The following is a 15,492-nucleotide window of genomic DNA, read 5'->3' as shown; positions in this document are numbered from 1 at the left end:
AGCCACGGGACGATCCCCGCACCGGCTCCCGCCCACGCCTCAGCCCTTCACGCAGATGACCTGCTTCAGCTTCGCGACGACCTCGACCAGGTCGCGCTGCTGGTCCATGACCTGCTCGATCGGCTTGTAGGCGCCCGGGATCTCGTCCACGACGCCGGAGTCCTTGCGGCACTCCACGCCCCGGGTCTGCTCCTCCAGGTCCTTGGTCGAGAAGCGCTTCTTGGCGGCGTTGCGGCTCATCCTGCGGCCGGCGCCGTGGGAGGCGGAGTTGAACGCCTTCTCGTTGCCGAGGCCCTTCACGATGTACGTGGCCGTGCCCATGGAGCCCGGGATGATGCCCAGCTCGCCGCCGCCCGCCCGGATCGCTCCCTTGCGGGTGACCAGCAGGTCCATGCCCTCGTACCGCTCCTCCGCCACGTAGTTGTGGTGGCAGCTGACTTCCTGTCCGAAGGAGACCCTGGCCTTCTTGAACTCCTTGCGGACCACGTGCTTCATCAGCGCCATCATCGCGGCGCGGTTGTACTTCGCGTACTCCTGCGCCCAGTACAGGTCGTTGCGGTAGGCCGCCATCTCCGGGGTGTCCGCGAGGAAGACGGCCAGATCGCGGTCGACCAGGCCCTGGTTGTGCGCCAGCTTCTGCGCCTGTCCGATGTGGAAGTCGGCGAGCTCCTTGCCGATGGCCCGCGAACCGGAATGCAGCGTCAGCCAGACGGCACCGTCCTCGTCGAGGGACACCTCGATGTGGTGGTTTCCCCCGCCGAGCGTTCCCATCTGCTTCGTGGCCCGTTCCTGACGGAACCTGACCGCTTCGGCGACTCCGTCGAACCGCGCCCAGAAGTCGTCCCAGCGGACCGCCGCGAGGTCGGGGAGGCGGGACGGGTCGACCGGGTCCTCGTGCATGCCGCGGCCGACGGGGATGGCGCGCTCGATGCGGGAGCGGAGGCCGGAGAGGTCGCCGGGGAGGTCGTTGGCGGTGAGGGAGGTCTTGACGGCGGACATGCCGCAGCCGATGTCGACGCCGACGGCGGCCGGGCAGACCGCGCCGTGCATCGCGATGACGGAGCCGACGGTCGCGCCCTTGCCGAAGTGGACGTCGGGCATGACGGCGAGGCCCTTGATCCACGGCAGGGTGGCGACATTGCGCAGCTGGGCCATCGCGACGTCCTCGACGGAGGCCGGATCGGTCCACATCCGGATGGGAACCTTCGCACCCGGTACCTCTACATACGACATAATCCCTCGATTCCCCCGAAAAGTCTGAAAGCGCAAAACCGGCACCAAGATCGGCAAAAGAGTCGGCCGACCGGCGTTCGCGGCAGCGCGTGCGATACACATTGTCTCCACCGGCCGCCATCGGGCGGCAACCGTTTTTCGCGCGAAGGGAGCCCAGGACCGTGCGACGAATGGCGTACGTACCCGGCGCCGTGCTGATCGCCGTGCTCGTCGCCGGCTGCAGTGCCGGCGGTGAGGGCGACGCGTCCACCACCGACAGCAAGCCCGGCACCCTGGCCGCCTCCGCCGCCCCGCCGGGCAGGTACCGCACGCTCCCCGAGCCCTGCCGCGCCCTCTCGCTCAGCACCCTGAAGGACCTCCTGCCGGGCGCCGCCCAACTGCCCGAGGCCCAGCAGGAGAAGGTGTACGAGGGGACGCCCGCCGGGACCTTCGACACCGACCGGCGGGTGGGCTGCGCGTGGAAGTCGGACGCCGCCGAGGGCTCCCGCAGCCTCTCGGTGGACTTCGAGCGGGTCGTCTCGTACGACCCGGCCGTCAGCGACGACGACCGGGCCCGCGAGGTGTACGCGAAGAAGGAGGCCGCCGCCGATCTGCCCGCGTCCGGGCTCACGACCGACAGCGGGGACACGGGGGATACCAAGGGCGGGGACGGCGGCGGGAGCGGCACGGCGGCGCCCGGGGCCACCCCGAGCGCCGGGGCGGACGGGACCGCCGGGGTGCCCGCCGAGGACCTGCGGCCCCGGGTGCTCGATTCGCTCGGGGACAGCGCGTTCCTGGACGACGTGCTCACCCGCGCCGGCTCCACCGCGCGGCACCGCACGGTGAGCGTGGTGTTCCGCACATCGAACGTCATCGTCACCATCGCGTACACCGTGCAGCCCGCCCTGCCCACCGAGGTCCCCGACAGCGCGGAACTCCAGGACAAGGCCCAGGCACTGGGCCAGAAACTGGTCGACCGCTTCAGCGAATGACGCCGCCGCCGGAGCGCCGCGCCGGCCCCGGGCCCGGTCCGCGCGGCCCGGCGCCGAGGCGGCATCCGGCGTCCGTCCGTCGTACCGTGGCCCTCCGGAACACCGTCCCCGACCGTCTGGCAGCCCGACCCGCCGCGCCACCCGAGTGAAGGAACCATGCACCGATCAGCTCCGCGACTCGCCCGCATACTCGCCTGCGCCGCCGTTCCGGTGATGCTCGTCGTCGCCGGCTGCTCGTCGGACTCCGACGGCGGGAAGGAGGACGGCGCCGCGTCCTCGTCCGCCGCGCCCGAGCCGTCGAAGACGGCGCCGGCCGTCGCGCCGGCCAGGTTCGCCGAGCTGCCCGATCCGTGCCGGTCCGTCTCCGCCAAGACCGTCACCTCCCTGGTGCCCTCCGTGAAGACCAAGAGCGGCACCCGGAGCAAGTCCTCCGACGCCGCCGCGCGCGGCGGCTGCTCCTGGAACGGTCTGGACGACAACGGCGTCAAGGGCTCCCAGTACCGCTGGCTCGACGTCGGCTTCACCCGCTCCGCCTCCGACCAGGCGCTCGGCAGCGGTGCCGACCGGGCCGCCGAGGACTACACCAAGCAGGTCGCCAAGGCGCAGACGGCCGAGGGCGCGAAGAAGCTCGCGACCGTCCCCGTGGACGGGCTCGGCGAGCAGGCGACGGCGATCACGTACGACCTCAGCAAGACGGGTGAGGACTTCAAGTACGCGACGGTCATCGCCCGTACGGGCAACGTCGTCGTCACCGTCAACTACAACGGGGCGGGGTACGCGGGCGCGAAGACGCCCTCGGGCGCCGACATCCTGAAGGGCGCCCAGAAGGCGGCGAAGGAGGCCGTCGCCTCGGTCGCCGACGCCAACGCGGGGGCGTCGACCGCCCCCAGTGGCTCGGCGAAGCCCTCCGCGTCCGCGAAGACCGGCTGACCTCCCGTTACGCGCCCGCCCGGCTGCCGGCGGCCGGGTCCGTGCCCGGACGCGCGAAGCCCGGTTCCCGTACGGGGGCCGGGCTTCGCCCCTCCCCGCGCGACGCCCCGGCCGGGCGTGTGCCAGGCTGTGCCCGCCGGAAACGTATATGGGGAGGGGATCGCGGGTGGCCGCGATGCAGTTGACACGCACGCACCGGATACTCATCGGGCTCGTCATCGCCGGTGCGGTGCTCATCGCGGGGATCGGGTTCGCCGGGTCGTACGCGGCCGTGCGCGAACTCGCCATCGACAAGGGCTTCGGCACCTTCTCGTACTTCTTCCCGATCGGCATCGACGCCGGCATCTGTGTGCTGCTCGCGCTGGACCTGCTGCTGACCTGGCTGCGCATCCCCTTCCCGCTGCTGCGGCAGACGGCCTGGATGCTGACGGCGGCGACGATCGCGTTCAACGGCGCGGCGGCCTGGCCCGATCCGCTGGGCGTCGGCATGCACGCGGTGATCCCGGTGCTGTTCGTCGTGGCCGTCGAGGCGGCCCGGCACGCGGTCGGCCGGATCGCGGACATCACCGCCGACAAGCACATGGAGGGCGTGCGGCTCACCCGCTGGCTGCTGTCGCCGGTGCCGACGTTCCGGCTGTGGCGGCGCATGAAGCTGTGGGAGCTGCGCAGTTACGAGCAGGTCATCAAGCTCGAACAGGACCGGCTGATCTACCAGGCCCGGCTCCAGGCCCGGTTCGGGCGCAACTGGCGTCGCAAGGCGCCGGTGGAGTCCCTGATGCCGCTGCGGCTGGCCAAGTACGGTGTGCCGCTGGCCGATACGGGTCCGGCCGGGCTCGCCGCGGCCGGGGTGGAGCCGGTGCTGCTGCCCCCGTCCCCGGTCCCGGCCGCCGTGGAGGCGCCCGCCCCCGTCCCCGCGCAGCCCGAACTGGCCGCCGCGCCGCGGCAGGAGGGGGACGCCGGGCCGGAGGTCCAGCAGCACCAGCTCCCGCAGCAGTTCGTGGGGCAGGGGCCTCAGCAGCAGCCCGCCGGCCCCGGCGACCCCGACGCCGGTTCCGCCGAGAACCCGTGGTTCGCGACGCAGGCGCAGATGGACGCGTACGCGGGGGCGTACGACCCGTCCTATGTCGAGGGGCTCGAACCCTCCCCGGTGATGGTTCCCACGGGTCCGGGCGGGCGGATGCGTCCGCTGGGGGACGTCGGCACGATCGGCGCGGTCCCGGTGCAGGGGCCGATGCAGGTGCCCGTCCAGGGGCAGGTGCCGGTCCAGACGCAGACGCAGGTGCAGATGCCGGTCCAGGACCAGACCCAGGTGCCGGTCCAGGAGCAGGTGCCGGGGCCGGTCGTCGCGCGGGAGCGGATCGCGGTGCAGGAGCCGCTGGCCGCGCAGGTGCCCGTCTCCACGCAGGAGCAGGGTGCCGCCGCCCCGGCGGTCCAGGAGGAGCCGGTGCCGGTCGCGGAGGCGGCCGAGGAGTGGGCCGAGAAGTGGGCGCAGGAGGACGCCGAGTTCAGCGAGCTGGCGTACGAGGTGTTCGCGAAGTTCGTGCGGGAGAACAACACGTATCCGAGCATCGAGGTGCTCGACATACATCTGTCGGACGCCCACAATGTGCGTCACCCGCGCAGCCTGGCGCTGCTGCGGCAGCTGATGCACGGGTTCAAGAACCGCTACCACCAGGAGCAGGAGGCGGACCACATCGCGTGATCCGCTGAACCGCGCACGAACGACGAGGGCCGTCACCCGCAGGAGCGGGTGACGGCCCTCCGTGCTGCCCGGGGCGATGTCTCTTAAGGGGCACGGCCGATGCGTCCTAGGTCCTCTACATTTCGCCGCGCGGCCCGCCTAGATTCGTGGACGTACCGCAAATGAATACGAACCACGGCACGGCACGACAGCGCGAAGGCCGGTTCCCCGACCCAGGAACCACCCCCCTACCAGGCATTCTCTGTCGCCGCACATTCGCGTCACCCTTTCGTCTTTTCGGTCCGTTGTGCTTTTCGCCGTCCTTCCTTCGTCGGCTTCCGAACGATCCGTGCGCGCCTTTCCCCCTCGTCCGCTTCGCACAGTGAATTCCGCCGGCTCCGTCAATGAGAGGAACACCGTGTCCCGCGCCCTTCCGCTAAGAGCCGTGCTCGCCTCCGCGGCCGTTCTCACGGCGATCGCGCCGATAGCCCTGCCGGCCCCGGCCCTGGCCGCCGCCCCCTCCACGGCGGCCGCGGTCGCCGGCCGTCATGCCGGTCCGGCCGTGATCGACACCCGGGCGACCGACGTCTACCCGGAGGGCGTCGCCTGGGACCCCACGCGCCGCGCCTTCCTGGTCGGCTCCGCCCTGAAGGGCACCCTCTCGGTGATCCGGCTGGACGGCACCGTGACCGAGCTGGCGCCGAGCCTCGGCATGGTCTCGACGCTCGGCGTCCGGGTGGACGTCGCCCGCAACCGCATCCTGGTCGCGTACAGCGACTTCTGGATCCGCCAGCGTCTGGAGGTCGGGGACCAGCCGCCGACCTCGGGCGTGGCCGTCTACGCCCTGGACAGCGGGAAGCTCCAGCGCCGCATCGACGTGGCGCGCGGGCTGCCCCGTACCTTCGCCAACGATCTGACCTTCGACCCGAAGGGCAACATCTACGTCACGGACTCCGTGTCGCAGACGCTCAACCGGATCGACCTCCGGGGCCGGGTCACGCCGGTCGTGTCCGACCCCCGGTTCGCGGCGGACGTCGTCGGGCTGAACGGGATCACCTGGCACCCGGACGGCTATCTGCTGGCGCTGCGCTACGACAACGGCGTCATGTACAAGATCTCCCCGAACGCCCGGCCGGGCCACCGGGTCGCCGAGGTCCGGCTGCCGGAGCCCCTGGTGGGCACGGACGGACTGGCCCTGCGTCCGGACGGTTCGCTGATCGTCGTGACCAATGACATCGGCTCCAACGTCGGTGCGCCGGGCGGGGTCGACGCCGTCACGGTCGTGGACTCGAAGGACGGCTGGCGCAGCGCGCGGGTCCGTTCGCGGGTGGACGACTGGCCCGCCGCCGGTCCGACGACGGTGGCCGTGACCCCGTACGGCGACTACGTGCTCAGCGGTGAGGTGGGCACGGTCCTGGTCGGGCAGACCTCCGACCGGATCGTCCTGCTCCGCCTGCCCGTCTCCCCCGCGAGCCATTCCTCCACGAGCAGCACCTCCTCCATCAGCAAGGGGACGATCCGATGACGGAAACCCGAGGCCGCGGCCCGCTCTGGGGTCTGGTGGCCACTTCTCTGCCCATGTTCATGGTGTCGCTGGACAATCTGGTGGTCACCAACGCGCTCGCCGAGATCGGCAAGGACTTCGAGGTCCGGCAGTCCGAGCTCCAGTGGGTGATGAACGGTTATGTGCTGGCGTTCGCCGGGCTGTTGCTGGCCGGTGCGGCGCTGGGTGACCGGTTCGGCCGGCGCCGGGTGTTCCTCGGTGGTGTGGCCCTGTTCACGGCGTCGTCGGTGGCCTGTGCCATGGCCGGTTCGGTCGTGACGCTGGTGATCGCCCGGGTGGCGCAGGGCGCGGGCGCGGCGGCGATCCTTCCGGTGTCGCTCACCCTGGCGGTGGGCGCGGTCTCGCGGGCGCAGCGCAATCTCGCGGTCGGTGTGTGGGGCGGCGTCAACGGCCTCGGCATCGCGGCGGGTCCACTGGCCGGCGGTCTGGTGACCGAGAAGATCGACTGGAGCTGGATCTTCTGGATCAATGTGCCGGTCGGTGTGATCGCGCTGCCGCTGGCGCTGTGGGCGGTCTCGGAGAGCCGGGGCCGTGAGCGCAGTCTGAACGTGCCGAGCATGGTGCTGGTGACCGGTTCGGTGGTCTCGGCGGTCTGGGGCATCGTCTCGGCGGCGGACCACGGCTGGGGCCGTCCGAACACGCTGATCGGGCTGTCGCTGACGGTGGTCCTGGCGGTGGCGTTCATCGTCTCTGAGCGGTCCAGCAAGAGCCCGCTGATCCCCACGCACATGTACCGGGCGCGGGCCTTCGTGCTGAGCAACGTCGTGTCGATCACCATGTACTTCGGGGTCTTCGGCTCGATCTTCTTCCTCACCCAGTTCCTCCAGGGCCCGATGGGCTACTCGCCGTTCGAGGCGGGGCTGCGGACCATTCCGTGGACGCTGGCGCCGATGTTCGTGGTGCCGGTGGCGAGCCAGTTCGTGGACCGGATCGGCGGCGGGGTGCTCCAGGCGGCGGGCTGTGCGCTCCAGGGGATCGGGCTGGGCTGGATCGCCCTGGTCGTCACTCCGGACGTGGGGTACGCCGCGATGGTGCCGGCGCTGGCGCTGGCCGGGATCGGCATGGGGCTGGTCTTCGCCGGCAACCCGGCCACGGTGATCTCGGCGGTGCCGGAGAACGAGCAGAACAAGGCGTCGGGCGCCAACAACACCAGCCGCGAGTTCGGCGGTGCGCTCGGTGTGGCGGCGCTGACCACGGTGTTCAGCCGTCAGGTGGCCTCGAACACCTCGGGCGACCCGGCCTCGGCGTTCACCGACGGGCTGGAGGCCGCGCTGTGGATCGGGGTGGCCGTGGTGATGCTCGGCGCGCTGAGCGGGCTGTTCATCCGGCGCAGTGCGGAGCGGGCCGGTGATCTGGCGGACGCCGAGCGCCAGGAGCAGGTGCGGGTCGCGGCGCACTGACGCGCCGGGCCGCCCCTTCCGTACCGCAGCCATCCCCCGTACCGCCCGTACTGCCCGTCCCGAGAACAGGTTTGGAGGTTTCCGATGACCACTCAGGTGCTGGAGGAGTCCGCGACGAGCGCGGCCCCCGCCGTCGAGTACGGGCGCACGATCGAGCGCTCGCTCGCGCACCGGTCCGCGATATCCGAGGTCTTCGTCACGGACGTCAGGACCGTCCGTCCGATGGCGGTGACCGCGGGCATCCATCTGCCGCTGACCCACCTCTACTACAGCGACCACCGCACCCGGCCCAAGCCGCACGATTCGCTGCTGCTGCTGGAGGCGGGGCGGCAGGCGGCGATCGCCGGTTCGCACACGAACGCGGGGGTGCCGGCCGGGACGCTCGCGATCGTGCACGCCTTCCGGTTCGAGGTGCGCGACCTGGCGGCGCTGCGGATCGGCGCCGAGCCGGGCGCGCCCCGGGTCGACACCGACTTCTTCGGCAAGACCGCGCGGCACAGCGGGCGGTACCGCAAGGGCCGGCTGGAGCAGCGGATCTTCCTGGGGGAGGTGCACGTCGCCGATCACTCGATGGACGTGCTCTTCCTCAAGGGGGACGAGAACGAGATCCTGCGCCACGCCCAGCGCGGCACTCCGGCGCCGCTGAGCACCGACTTCACCGAGGACACCCGGGCGGTACGGCGGGTGGCGCCGGAGCTGGTGGGGCGGGACAACCCGCTCAACGTGGTGCTGGGGGTGCCGGAGTTCTCCGCGGAGGAGGTGGCGGCGCCGGTGGTGCCGCGCTTCGACAATCCGGCGCTGTTCGACCACGCCTACGACCATCTGCCGGCGATGACGCTGGTGGAGGCGGCCCGGCAGCTGGCGCTGCTGACGGCCGGGACGGAGCGGGCGGCGTCCACGTCGGCCGATCTGTGCGCGGTCGGCTACGAGGGCGGCTTCCAGCGGTTCGCGGAGCTGGACGTGCCGCTGACGGCGACCGCGACGCGGGCGCCCGAGCGGGAGGGGCGGTACGCGATCCGGGTCCGTTTCCGGCAGGGCGCGGAGGAGATCGCGGATCTGACGGTCACGGTCGCCGATGTCACCCGGGTCTCCCCCGCCCCCGTCCGCACCCCGTCCGTCGAAGGAGCGTGAGCCGGTATGTCCGGGACCACCACCGCACCGCCCATGGCCGTCTGGTCGGACTTCGGCGGGGTGCTGACTCCGCCGCTGGCCCACACGATGAAGACGTTCTGCGCCTCGATGGGGCTCGACCAGGCGGTGCTGGGGCGGGCGCTGGCCACGGTCACCGCCCGGTACGGCACCAGCGACATCATGCTGCCGATCGACACGCCTCTGGTGACGGAGGAGGAGTGGCTCCAGGAGATCGGTGACGTGCTGGAGGCCGAGCACGGGGTGACGCTGCGGCTGACGACGATGGCGGACGCCTGGTTCGACGGGCGGGAGACCAACCACGCCTGGGTGGCCCAGCTCCGCAAGGCGCGCGACCGCGGGGCGTTCGTCGGGATGCTGTCGAACATGGTGCCCGCCTGGGACCCGTACTGGCGGCGGATGATCGAGCCCGAGGCGCTCTGGGACGACGTACTGCTCTCCTTCGAGGTCGGCCACCGCAAGCCGTCGCCGGGCATGTTCGCGCTGGCCGAGCGGCGTTCGGGGCTTCCCGCGCACCGCTGTGTGCTCGTGGACGACCTGCCGGAGAACTGCGCGGGCGCCGAGGCGGCCGGCTGGCAGGCGGTCCTGTTCACGGACGCCGAGACCGCGGGCGCCCAGCTCGCCGCCCTGTGGGAGGGCCTGGCGTGAGGCGCCGCCCGGCCCCGTTCCCGACCACCACCCCGACCGTGATCCGGTCCCGTCCGCGGGGCGCCGTGCGCCCCCTGAGGAGGAAGCACCCATGAGTCGCTCCGTACTCGTCACCGGTGGCAACCGGGGCATCGGCCTCGCCACCGCGCGGGCCCTGGCGGCCGAGGGCCACAAGGTCGCCATCACCTACCGCAACGGCGAGCCGCCGCCCGGCTTCTTCGCGGTGCGGTGCGACGTCACCGACGGCGCTCAGATCCGGGCGGCGGTCGAGGAGGTGGCGATCCAGCAGGGGCCGGTCGAGATCCTGGTCTCCAACGCGGGCATCACGCGCGACCAGTTGCTGATCGGGATGCCGGAGGACGACTTCCGGGCCGTGATGGAGACCAACTTCGAGGCGGCCGTCGCGATCACCCGTGCGGTGGTCCCGGCGATGATCAAGGCCCGTTGGGGCCGGCTGATCTACATGTCGTCCATCAACAGCATGTCCGGTGCGCCGGGGCAGACCAACTACGCCTCCGCGAAGGCCGCGCTGATCGGTTTCGCCCGGTCGCTGGCGATCGAGCTGGGCCGGCGGAACGTCACGGTCAACGTGGTGGCGCCCGGAATGATCGAGACGGACATGGTCGAGCACGTCACCGACGCGCGCCGGGAGGCGGCGCTGGCCAGGACCGCGCTGGCCCGCACCGGCACCCCCGAGGAGGTGGCCGCCGCCGTGCGCTTCCTGGCCGGCGAGGACGCCTCGTACGTGACCGCCGGGGTCATCCCCGTCACGGGCGGTCTGGGCGCCGGGCACTGAGCCCGGTCCCCCGCCCCCACAGATGTGCCGGGCCCGTCCCGGGCCCGGTCCCCCCACGGTTCCACCCTCCGATCCCCCCACCCTCACCGAAGGAGTACGCCATGAGCAGCGAGGCACTCGACCTCTCCATCAACATGGGCCTGATCTTCAACGACCTGAGCGAGGAGGCGGCGCTCGCGTACGTCGCCGACGGCTTCGTCGACCACGAGGCGCAGCCGGGTGTGCCGAACGGCCCGTACGGCTACCTCGGCACCGCCCGCTGGGTGCACAGCGCGTTCGAGGGCGCGACCTGGTCGCACCTGGACAGCTTCTCCGAGGGCGACCGCGCGGTGCTGCGGCTGCGCTTCACCGGGAAGCACACCGGTGACTTCCTGGGCTTCCCCGCCTCCGGCCGCGACGTGGACGTCGAGCAGACCCACATCTACCGGATCGAGGACGGCAAGGTCGTCGAGCACTGGGGCTTCCGCCAGGACCTGCTCCTGCTGAGCCAGATCGGTGCCGTCTCCCTCAAGCCGCCGGTCCCGGCCTCCGCCTGACCCGCCACCGGCCCGTCCGTTCGATCCGTCAAACCGTCAGTCCGTCACTTATCTCGCGTTACGAAGGGACCCGTCATGACCGTGCAGACCGTGGAACTGGACGCCGAACTGCGCAGCCACGTCATCGACATCGTCAACGAGGAGCTGGAGCTGGAGGAGGGTGAGCTGACCGACGACGGTCTGTTCATCGAGGACTACGACAGCGACTCGCTCACGCTGATAACCGTCGTCTCCCGCATAGAGAAGGAGCTGGGCTTCGTTCTTCCGAAGGAGGAGCTGGAGTCCCTGACCACGCTCCGGGCGCTGCTCCTCGCCGTCGAGGGATGCGCGCGGAATGCCTGAGCCGACCCTGCGCCGAGTCGTCATCACGGGACTCGGAGCGGTCAGCCCGGTGGGAATCGGTGTGCGGGACTTCGCCGATTCCCTCCGGGCGGGCCGGGTCGGCATCGGGCCGGCCCGCAGCTTCGACGCCACCCCGTTCCCCAGCCGCAAGGCCGCCGAGGTCGAGGACTTCGACCCCTCCGCCCTCCTCCGCCACCTCGACCCGGACCGCTGGGGCCGCAGCGCGCTGCTGGCCGCCGCGGCCTCCCGGCTGGCGGTCGAGGACTCCGCCCTCGACCCCGATCTGCTCTCCGCGAGCCGGTCCGGCTCCATCATGGGCACCACCAGCGGTGAGTCCGCGGTCGCCCAGAGCCTGGGCGGCCAGTGGGTCACCCAGGGCCTCAAGGGCCTGGAGCCCCGTCTGATCGGCCAGCTGCCCGCCGGGCAGATCGCCGGCGCCGTCAACGCCGAACTCGGCCTCAGCGGCGACGCCCAGACCATCCCCACCGCCTGCTCGGCCAGCAACTACGCGCTGGGCTACGCCTACGACATGGTCCGCTTCGGAGAGGCCGACTTCATGCTGGCCGGCGGCGCCGACTCGGTGAACCGGCTGACCCACGCAGGGTTCTACGCCCTGGGCGCGATGGCCAAGGACCTGCCGCAGCCCTTCGACGCCCACCGCTCCGGGATCATCACCGGCGAGGGCGGTGCGGCGCTGCTCCTGGAACCGCTCGACCACGCGCTCGCCCGGGGCGCCCGGATCTACGCCGAGGTGCTGGGCTACGCCGCCAACTGCGACGCCTCGCACATGGTGCATCCCGACGCCACCAGCATCGCCGAGTGCATCAGGACCGCCCACCGCAACGCCGGTGTCGTCCCCGAGCAGATCGACTACATCTGCGCCCACGGCACCGGCACCCCCACCAACGACGCCACCGAGGTCCGGGCCGTGCGCCAGGTCTTCGGGGAGCGCCCGCCGCCGATCAGCTCCATCAAGTCGATGCTCGGCCACACCATGGGCGCGGCCAGCGGTTTCGGCGCCATCGCCTGCTGCACGGCCCTGGCGGAGGACTTCCTGCCGCCCACCGCGAACCTCGTCGAGACCGACCCGGAGCTGGGGCCCGGCGTGGACTGCGTGCCGGGGCGGGGCCGCGAGGCCCGGGTGGAGATCGTCCAGAACCACGGTTTCGCCTTCGGCGGCAACAACGTCATCACCATCCTCGGGAGGTACCTGTGACCACGGCCGCCCCCGTGCAGCCCCTGCCGGTCGTCGGCGTCGGGGTGGTCTCCAGCGCGGGCTACGGACTGGCGCCGCTGGCCGCCGCGCCGGTCGCCGCCCCGGCCCCCGCGGCCGGTGGGGACACGGACTACCCGCCGCGCCCGGTCCGCCCGGTCGAGGGCTTCCGGGCCGCCGACCACCTCGGGCGCCGGGGCACCAAGATCCTGGACCGGCTGGCCGGTCTCGGACTGGTCGCCTGCAAGCAGGCCCTGGAGGCGGCCGGTCCGGCCGCCGCCGGGACCGACCCGGCCAGGAGCGGGGTCGTCCTCGCCACCAACACCGGGTCGATCGCGGGCTATTCGGACCTGCTGTACGACACGCTGACGCTGGAGAAGCCCTATCTGATCAACCCGGGCAAGTTCGCCGGCAGCGTCATGAACTGCAGTGCCGGGCAGATGGCGATCCGGCACGGGCTGAAGGGGCTCAACGCCACCGTCGCCGGGGGCCGAAGCGCCAGTCTCTACGCCTTCCGGCACGCCCGGCTGGCCATGGCGGCCGGACGGGCCGAGCAACTGCTCGTCGGCGGCGCGGAGGAGCTGAGCGCCCCGGCCGCCTGGGCCTGGCACCACGCGGGCACCCTGCGCGAGTCCGCCCCGGTCGGCGAGGGCAGTGCCGTCTTCGTCGTCCGGGACCGGGAGCGCCCCGACGAGCCGGTGCTCGCCGAGCTGCTGGCCTGCGAGGTCGGCTTCCACGGCTGGACCGGGGTGCGCGGGCGGCCCGGGGCGCGGCAGGGGCTCTCCGCCGGGCTGGCGCGCGCCGTCGAGCGGGCGCTGGAGCGCTCCGGGGTGGCCCCCGAGGAGGTGACCGACGTCTCCCTGGGCGCCGGCGACCACATCGGGCTGGACCGGCTGGAGGAGCGCGCGGTGCGCCGCGTGCTGGGCCGGCTGCCGGAGCCGGTACGGGTCACCGAGGCCCTGGGCGAGACGTACAGCGCGGGCGGGGCGCTCCAGCTCGCCGCGCTGATCGCCCACTGGCAGAACACGTCCGGCGGCCGGACCGCCCGGACCGGGCTGATCACCTCGGTCGGCCACGACGGCAACACCGGGGCGCTCGTCGTCCGCGAACGGATCTGACCCCCGCTCACGATCACCACGGGACCGGGGCCCCGCCCAGGGCCTTTCCGAAGGAAAGACCCCACGAGAACAGGACGGTTGAAGCTTCATGGTGCAGCGGGATGAATGGGACGCCATCGTCGTCGGAAGCGGCATGGGCGGCCTGGTGTGTGCGGCGTACCTGGCCGCGAGCGGGCGCCGCGTCCTCGTGCTGGAGCAGCACGACGTGGCGGGGGGCAACAGCCATGTCTTCCGCCGCCGCCGGGCCTACGAGTTCGACGTGGGCGTCCACTACCTGGGCGACTGCGGGCCCGGCGGGGTGCTGCCGGCGATCTTCTCCGGGCTGGGGCTCGACGGGCGGGTGACGTACCGGGAGATGGACCGGGGCGGCTTCGACCGGATCGAGCTGCCGGGCCTCACGATGGACGTGCCGGTGGGCTGGGACGCGTACACCAAGCGGCTGACGCAGGCGCTCCCGGCCCAGCGGGCGGGCATCGAGCGGTTCACCCGGATCTGTTCGGCGGTGGCGGCGGAGACCCGTTCGATGATGCTGTCGGACGGGGAGGCGTCGCTGGCCGAGCTGCTGGCGCGGACCCCGGTCACGGCCGAATGGGGCCGCCGCACCCTGTCCGAGCTGTTCGACCACTGCGGGCTGACGCCCCGGGCGCGGACGGTGCTGGCCGCGCAGTCGCCCAACTACGGGATGGGGCCCCGGCAGGCCGCCGTCTCCACCCACGCGGCCGTCACCGACCACTATCTGCGGGGCGCGTACTACCCCGAGGGCGGCGGGCAGGTGCTGGCCGCCGCGCTGGTGGAGGCGCTGGAGGCGCACGGCGGGGAGCTGCGCACCCGCAGCCGGGTGGAGCGCATCCTCGTCGAGGGCGGCCGGGTCACCGGTGTCGGCATGACGGACGGCGAGGTGCACGCGGCCCCGCTGGTCGTCTCCAACGCGGACTACACCCGGACCGTGCTCGATCTGGTGGGCGAGGAGCACTTCGGCCGCCGGGTGGTGTCACGGACCCGGCAGGCGAAGATGGCGCTGCCGCTGGCGACGCTCTACATCGCCCTGGACCGGGAGCTGCCGGCCCGGCCCAACGCCAATCTCTGGTGGTACCGGGACGACGACATCGAGCAGTACTACGAGCAGGTGGCCAAGGAGAGCATCACGCCGGTGCCGTTCCTGTTCGCCTCCTTCGCCTCGCTGAAGGACCCGGGCACCCCGGCGGTCTGCCCGCCCGGGCACAGCAACTTCCAGGTGATGACGCTCAGTCCGCCCGGTTACGACTACTGGGGGGTGAACCAGGGCCCGGCCGCCGGCGAGCGCTACCGGCGCAACGGGGGCTACCAGGAGCGCAAGGCCGAGCTGACCGAGGCGATGCTGAGCGCGGCCGAGGAGGCGCTCGGCCCGTTCCGCGACCACATCGTGCACCTGGAGACGGCGACGCCGATCACCCACGAGCGGTACACCCTCGCGACCGGCGGCACCCCCTACGGGCTCGCCGAATGGGGTGGTACGGGCAGCCGTCCCGACACCCGTACCACCATCGAGGGCCTGCACATGGTCGGCACCAACACCCGGCACGGGACCGGGATCACCGGCTCCGCCGTGGGCGGGATGGCGCTGGCCGGGCAGCTCCTGGGCCGGGGCCTGATGGCCGAGGTCCACCGGGGCGCCCGGCTGGGCGATCCGGACCTGCTGCCCGAGCGCGCGGAGGGCTGGGACCCGCTGGCCGTGTCGCGCGGGGCCCGGCGGCGCGGTGCGCGCGGACTGGCCCGGATCGGTTGATCCGGCGGCGGTGGTGCGGGAGAGCCCCGGGGGGATGTCCCCCCGGGGCTCTCCCGGCTGTCCGCACGCGCGGCGGTCCTCCGAGTCCGTTCCCGATGGTCTCTGCGCGCCCGGCGTACCGCTTGCGTCCGGCGGCGGGCATGCGA

At 72.3% G+C, this 15,492-nt stretch carries 14 protein-coding genes; 13 read left to right on the top strand and 1 reads right to left on the bottom strand.

The window, feature by feature from the left end:
* Positions 1-39: 39 nt before the first annotated feature.
* Positions 40-1,233, bottom strand: coding sequence for an RtcB family protein (locus ACWCXC_RS19420; protein WP_450682582.1), 1,194 nt, complete (start codon positions 1,231-1,233; stop codon positions 40-42).
* A 170-nt stretch (positions 1,234-1,403) separates the two neighbouring features.
* On the opposite strand from ACWCXC_RS19420, the gene ACWCXC_RS19415 reads away from it, so the two are divergent.
* The 13 genes from ACWCXC_RS19415 (at position 1,404) to ACWCXC_RS19355 (ending at position 15,346) form a co-directional block, all read left to right on the top strand.
* Positions 1,404-2,204 (top strand): DUF3558 domain-containing protein, encoded by an 801-nt coding sequence (locus ACWCXC_RS19415; protein WP_450682581.1) that lies wholly within the window; start codon positions 1,404-1,406, stop codon positions 2,202-2,204.
* A 156-nt stretch (positions 2,205-2,360) separates the two neighbouring features.
* On the top strand, positions 2,361-3,134 hold the full coding sequence (locus ACWCXC_RS19410) for a DUF3558 family protein (RefSeq protein ID WP_450890042.1): 774 nt from the start codon (positions 2,361-2,363) through the stop codon (positions 3,132-3,134).
* 166 nt (positions 3,135-3,300) lie between these two features.
* On the top strand, positions 3,301-4,836 hold the full coding sequence (locus ACWCXC_RS19405) for a DUF2637 domain-containing protein (protein WP_450890099.1): 1,536 nt from the start codon (positions 3,301-3,303) through the stop codon (positions 4,834-4,836).
* Between the two features lie 424 nt (positions 4,837-5,260).
* Positions 5,261-6,340 carry an SMP-30/gluconolactonase/LRE family protein gene (locus tag ACWCXC_RS19400; protein ID WP_450890041.1) on the top strand — a complete coding sequence of 360 codons (1,080 nt, stop codon included), beginning with the start codon at positions 5,261-5,263 and terminating at the stop codon, positions 6,338-6,340.
* Positions 6,337-7,779 carry an MFS transporter gene (locus ACWCXC_RS19395; RefSeq protein ID WP_450682578.1) on the top strand — a complete coding sequence of 481 codons (1,443 nt, stop codon included), beginning with the start codon at positions 6,337-6,339 and terminating at the stop codon, positions 7,777-7,779. Before ACWCXC_RS19400 ends, ACWCXC_RS19395 begins: the two co-directional genes overlap by 4 nt.
* 84 nt (positions 7,780-7,863) lie before the next feature.
* Positions 7,864-8,910, top strand: coding sequence for an AfsA-related hotdog domain-containing protein (locus ACWCXC_RS19390; RefSeq protein WP_450682577.1), 1,047 nt, complete (start codon positions 7,864-7,866; stop codon positions 8,908-8,910).
* 6 nt (positions 8,911-8,916) lie between these two features.
* Positions 8,917-9,576 (top strand): HAD-IA family hydrolase, encoded by a 660-nt coding sequence (locus tag ACWCXC_RS19385; RefSeq protein ID WP_450682576.1) that lies wholly within the window; start codon positions 8,917-8,919, stop codon positions 9,574-9,576.
* Between the two features lie 91 nt (positions 9,577-9,667).
* Entirely contained in the window at positions 9,668-10,372 is a 705-nt protein-coding gene (gene fabG, locus ACWCXC_RS19380) for a 3-oxoacyl-ACP reductase FabG (protein ID WP_450682575.1), read from the top strand.
* A 101-nt stretch (positions 10,373-10,473) separates the two neighbouring features.
* Positions 10,474-10,908, top strand: coding sequence for an ester cyclase (locus ACWCXC_RS19375; protein ID WP_450682574.1), 435 nt, complete (start codon positions 10,474-10,476; stop codon positions 10,906-10,908).
* A gap of 75 nt (positions 10,909-10,983) precedes the next feature.
* Positions 10,984-11,250, top strand: a complete 267-nt coding sequence (locus ACWCXC_RS19370) for a phosphopantetheine-binding protein (RefSeq protein WP_450890040.1) — start codon at positions 10,984-10,986, stop codon at positions 11,248-11,250.
* A complete protein-coding gene (locus ACWCXC_RS19365; protein ID WP_450682572.1) occupies positions 11,243-12,466 on the top strand; it encodes a beta-ketoacyl-[acyl-carrier-protein] synthase family protein in 1,224 nt (407 codons plus the stop codon). Before ACWCXC_RS19370 ends, ACWCXC_RS19365 begins: the two co-directional genes overlap by 8 nt.
* Positions 12,463-13,581, top strand: a complete 1,119-nt coding sequence (locus ACWCXC_RS19360; protein WP_450682571.1) for a beta-ketoacyl synthase N-terminal-like domain-containing protein — start codon at positions 12,463-12,465, stop codon at positions 13,579-13,581. The genes ACWCXC_RS19365 and ACWCXC_RS19360 overlap by 4 nt, the downstream gene beginning before the upstream one ends.
* A gap of 88 nt (positions 13,582-13,669) precedes the next feature.
* Positions 13,670-15,346, top strand: coding sequence for a phytoene desaturase family protein (locus tag ACWCXC_RS19355; RefSeq protein ID WP_450682570.1), 1,677 nt, complete (start codon positions 13,670-13,672; stop codon positions 15,344-15,346).
* Positions 15,347-15,492 lie beyond the last annotated feature (146 nt).

Source organism: Streptomyces sp. NPDC001515, from assembly GCF_053597115.1.
This window is presented reverse-complemented; position numbering and strand designations above follow the sequence as displayed.

Bases quoted from the DNA above. Each gene is read 5' to 3' on its own strand.
- ACWCXC_RS19420 (WP_450682582.1), bottom strand. From the start codon at position 1,233: ATGTCGTATGTAGAGGTACCGGGTGCGAAGGTTCCCATCCGGATGTGG.
- ACWCXC_RS19415 (WP_450682581.1), top strand. From the start codon at position 1,404: ATGGCGTACGTACCCGGCGCCGTGCTGATCGCCGTGCTCGTCGCCGGC.
- ACWCXC_RS19410 (WP_450890042.1), top strand. From the start codon at position 2,361: ATGCACCGATCAGCTCCGCGACTCGCCCGCATACTCGCCTGCGCCGCC.
- ACWCXC_RS19395 (WP_450682578.1), top strand. From the start codon at position 6,337: ATGACGGAAACCCGAGGCCGCGGCCCGCTCTGGGGTCTGGTGGCCACT.
- ACWCXC_RS19390 (WP_450682577.1), top strand. From the start codon at position 7,864: ATGACCACTCAGGTGCTGGAGGAGTCCGCGACGAGCGCGGCCCCCGCC.
- ACWCXC_RS19385 (WP_450682576.1), top strand. From the start codon at position 8,917: ATGTCCGGGACCACCACCGCACCGCCCATGGCCGTCTGGTCGGACTTC.
- fabG (WP_450682575.1), top strand. From the start codon at position 9,668: ATGAGTCGCTCCGTACTCGTCACCGGTGGCAACCGGGGCATCGGCCTC.
- ACWCXC_RS19375 (WP_450682574.1), top strand. From the start codon at position 10,474: ATGAGCAGCGAGGCACTCGACCTCTCCATCAACATGGGCCTGATCTTC.
- ACWCXC_RS19370 (WP_450890040.1), top strand. From the start codon at position 10,984: ATGACCGTGCAGACCGTGGAACTGGACGCCGAACTGCGCAGCCACGTC.
- ACWCXC_RS19365 (WP_450682572.1), top strand. From the start codon at position 11,243: ATGCCTGAGCCGACCCTGCGCCGAGTCGTCATCACGGGACTCGGAGCG.
- ACWCXC_RS19355 (WP_450682570.1), top strand. From the start codon at position 13,670: ATGGTGCAGCGGGATGAATGGGACGCCATCGTCGTCGGAAGCGGCATG.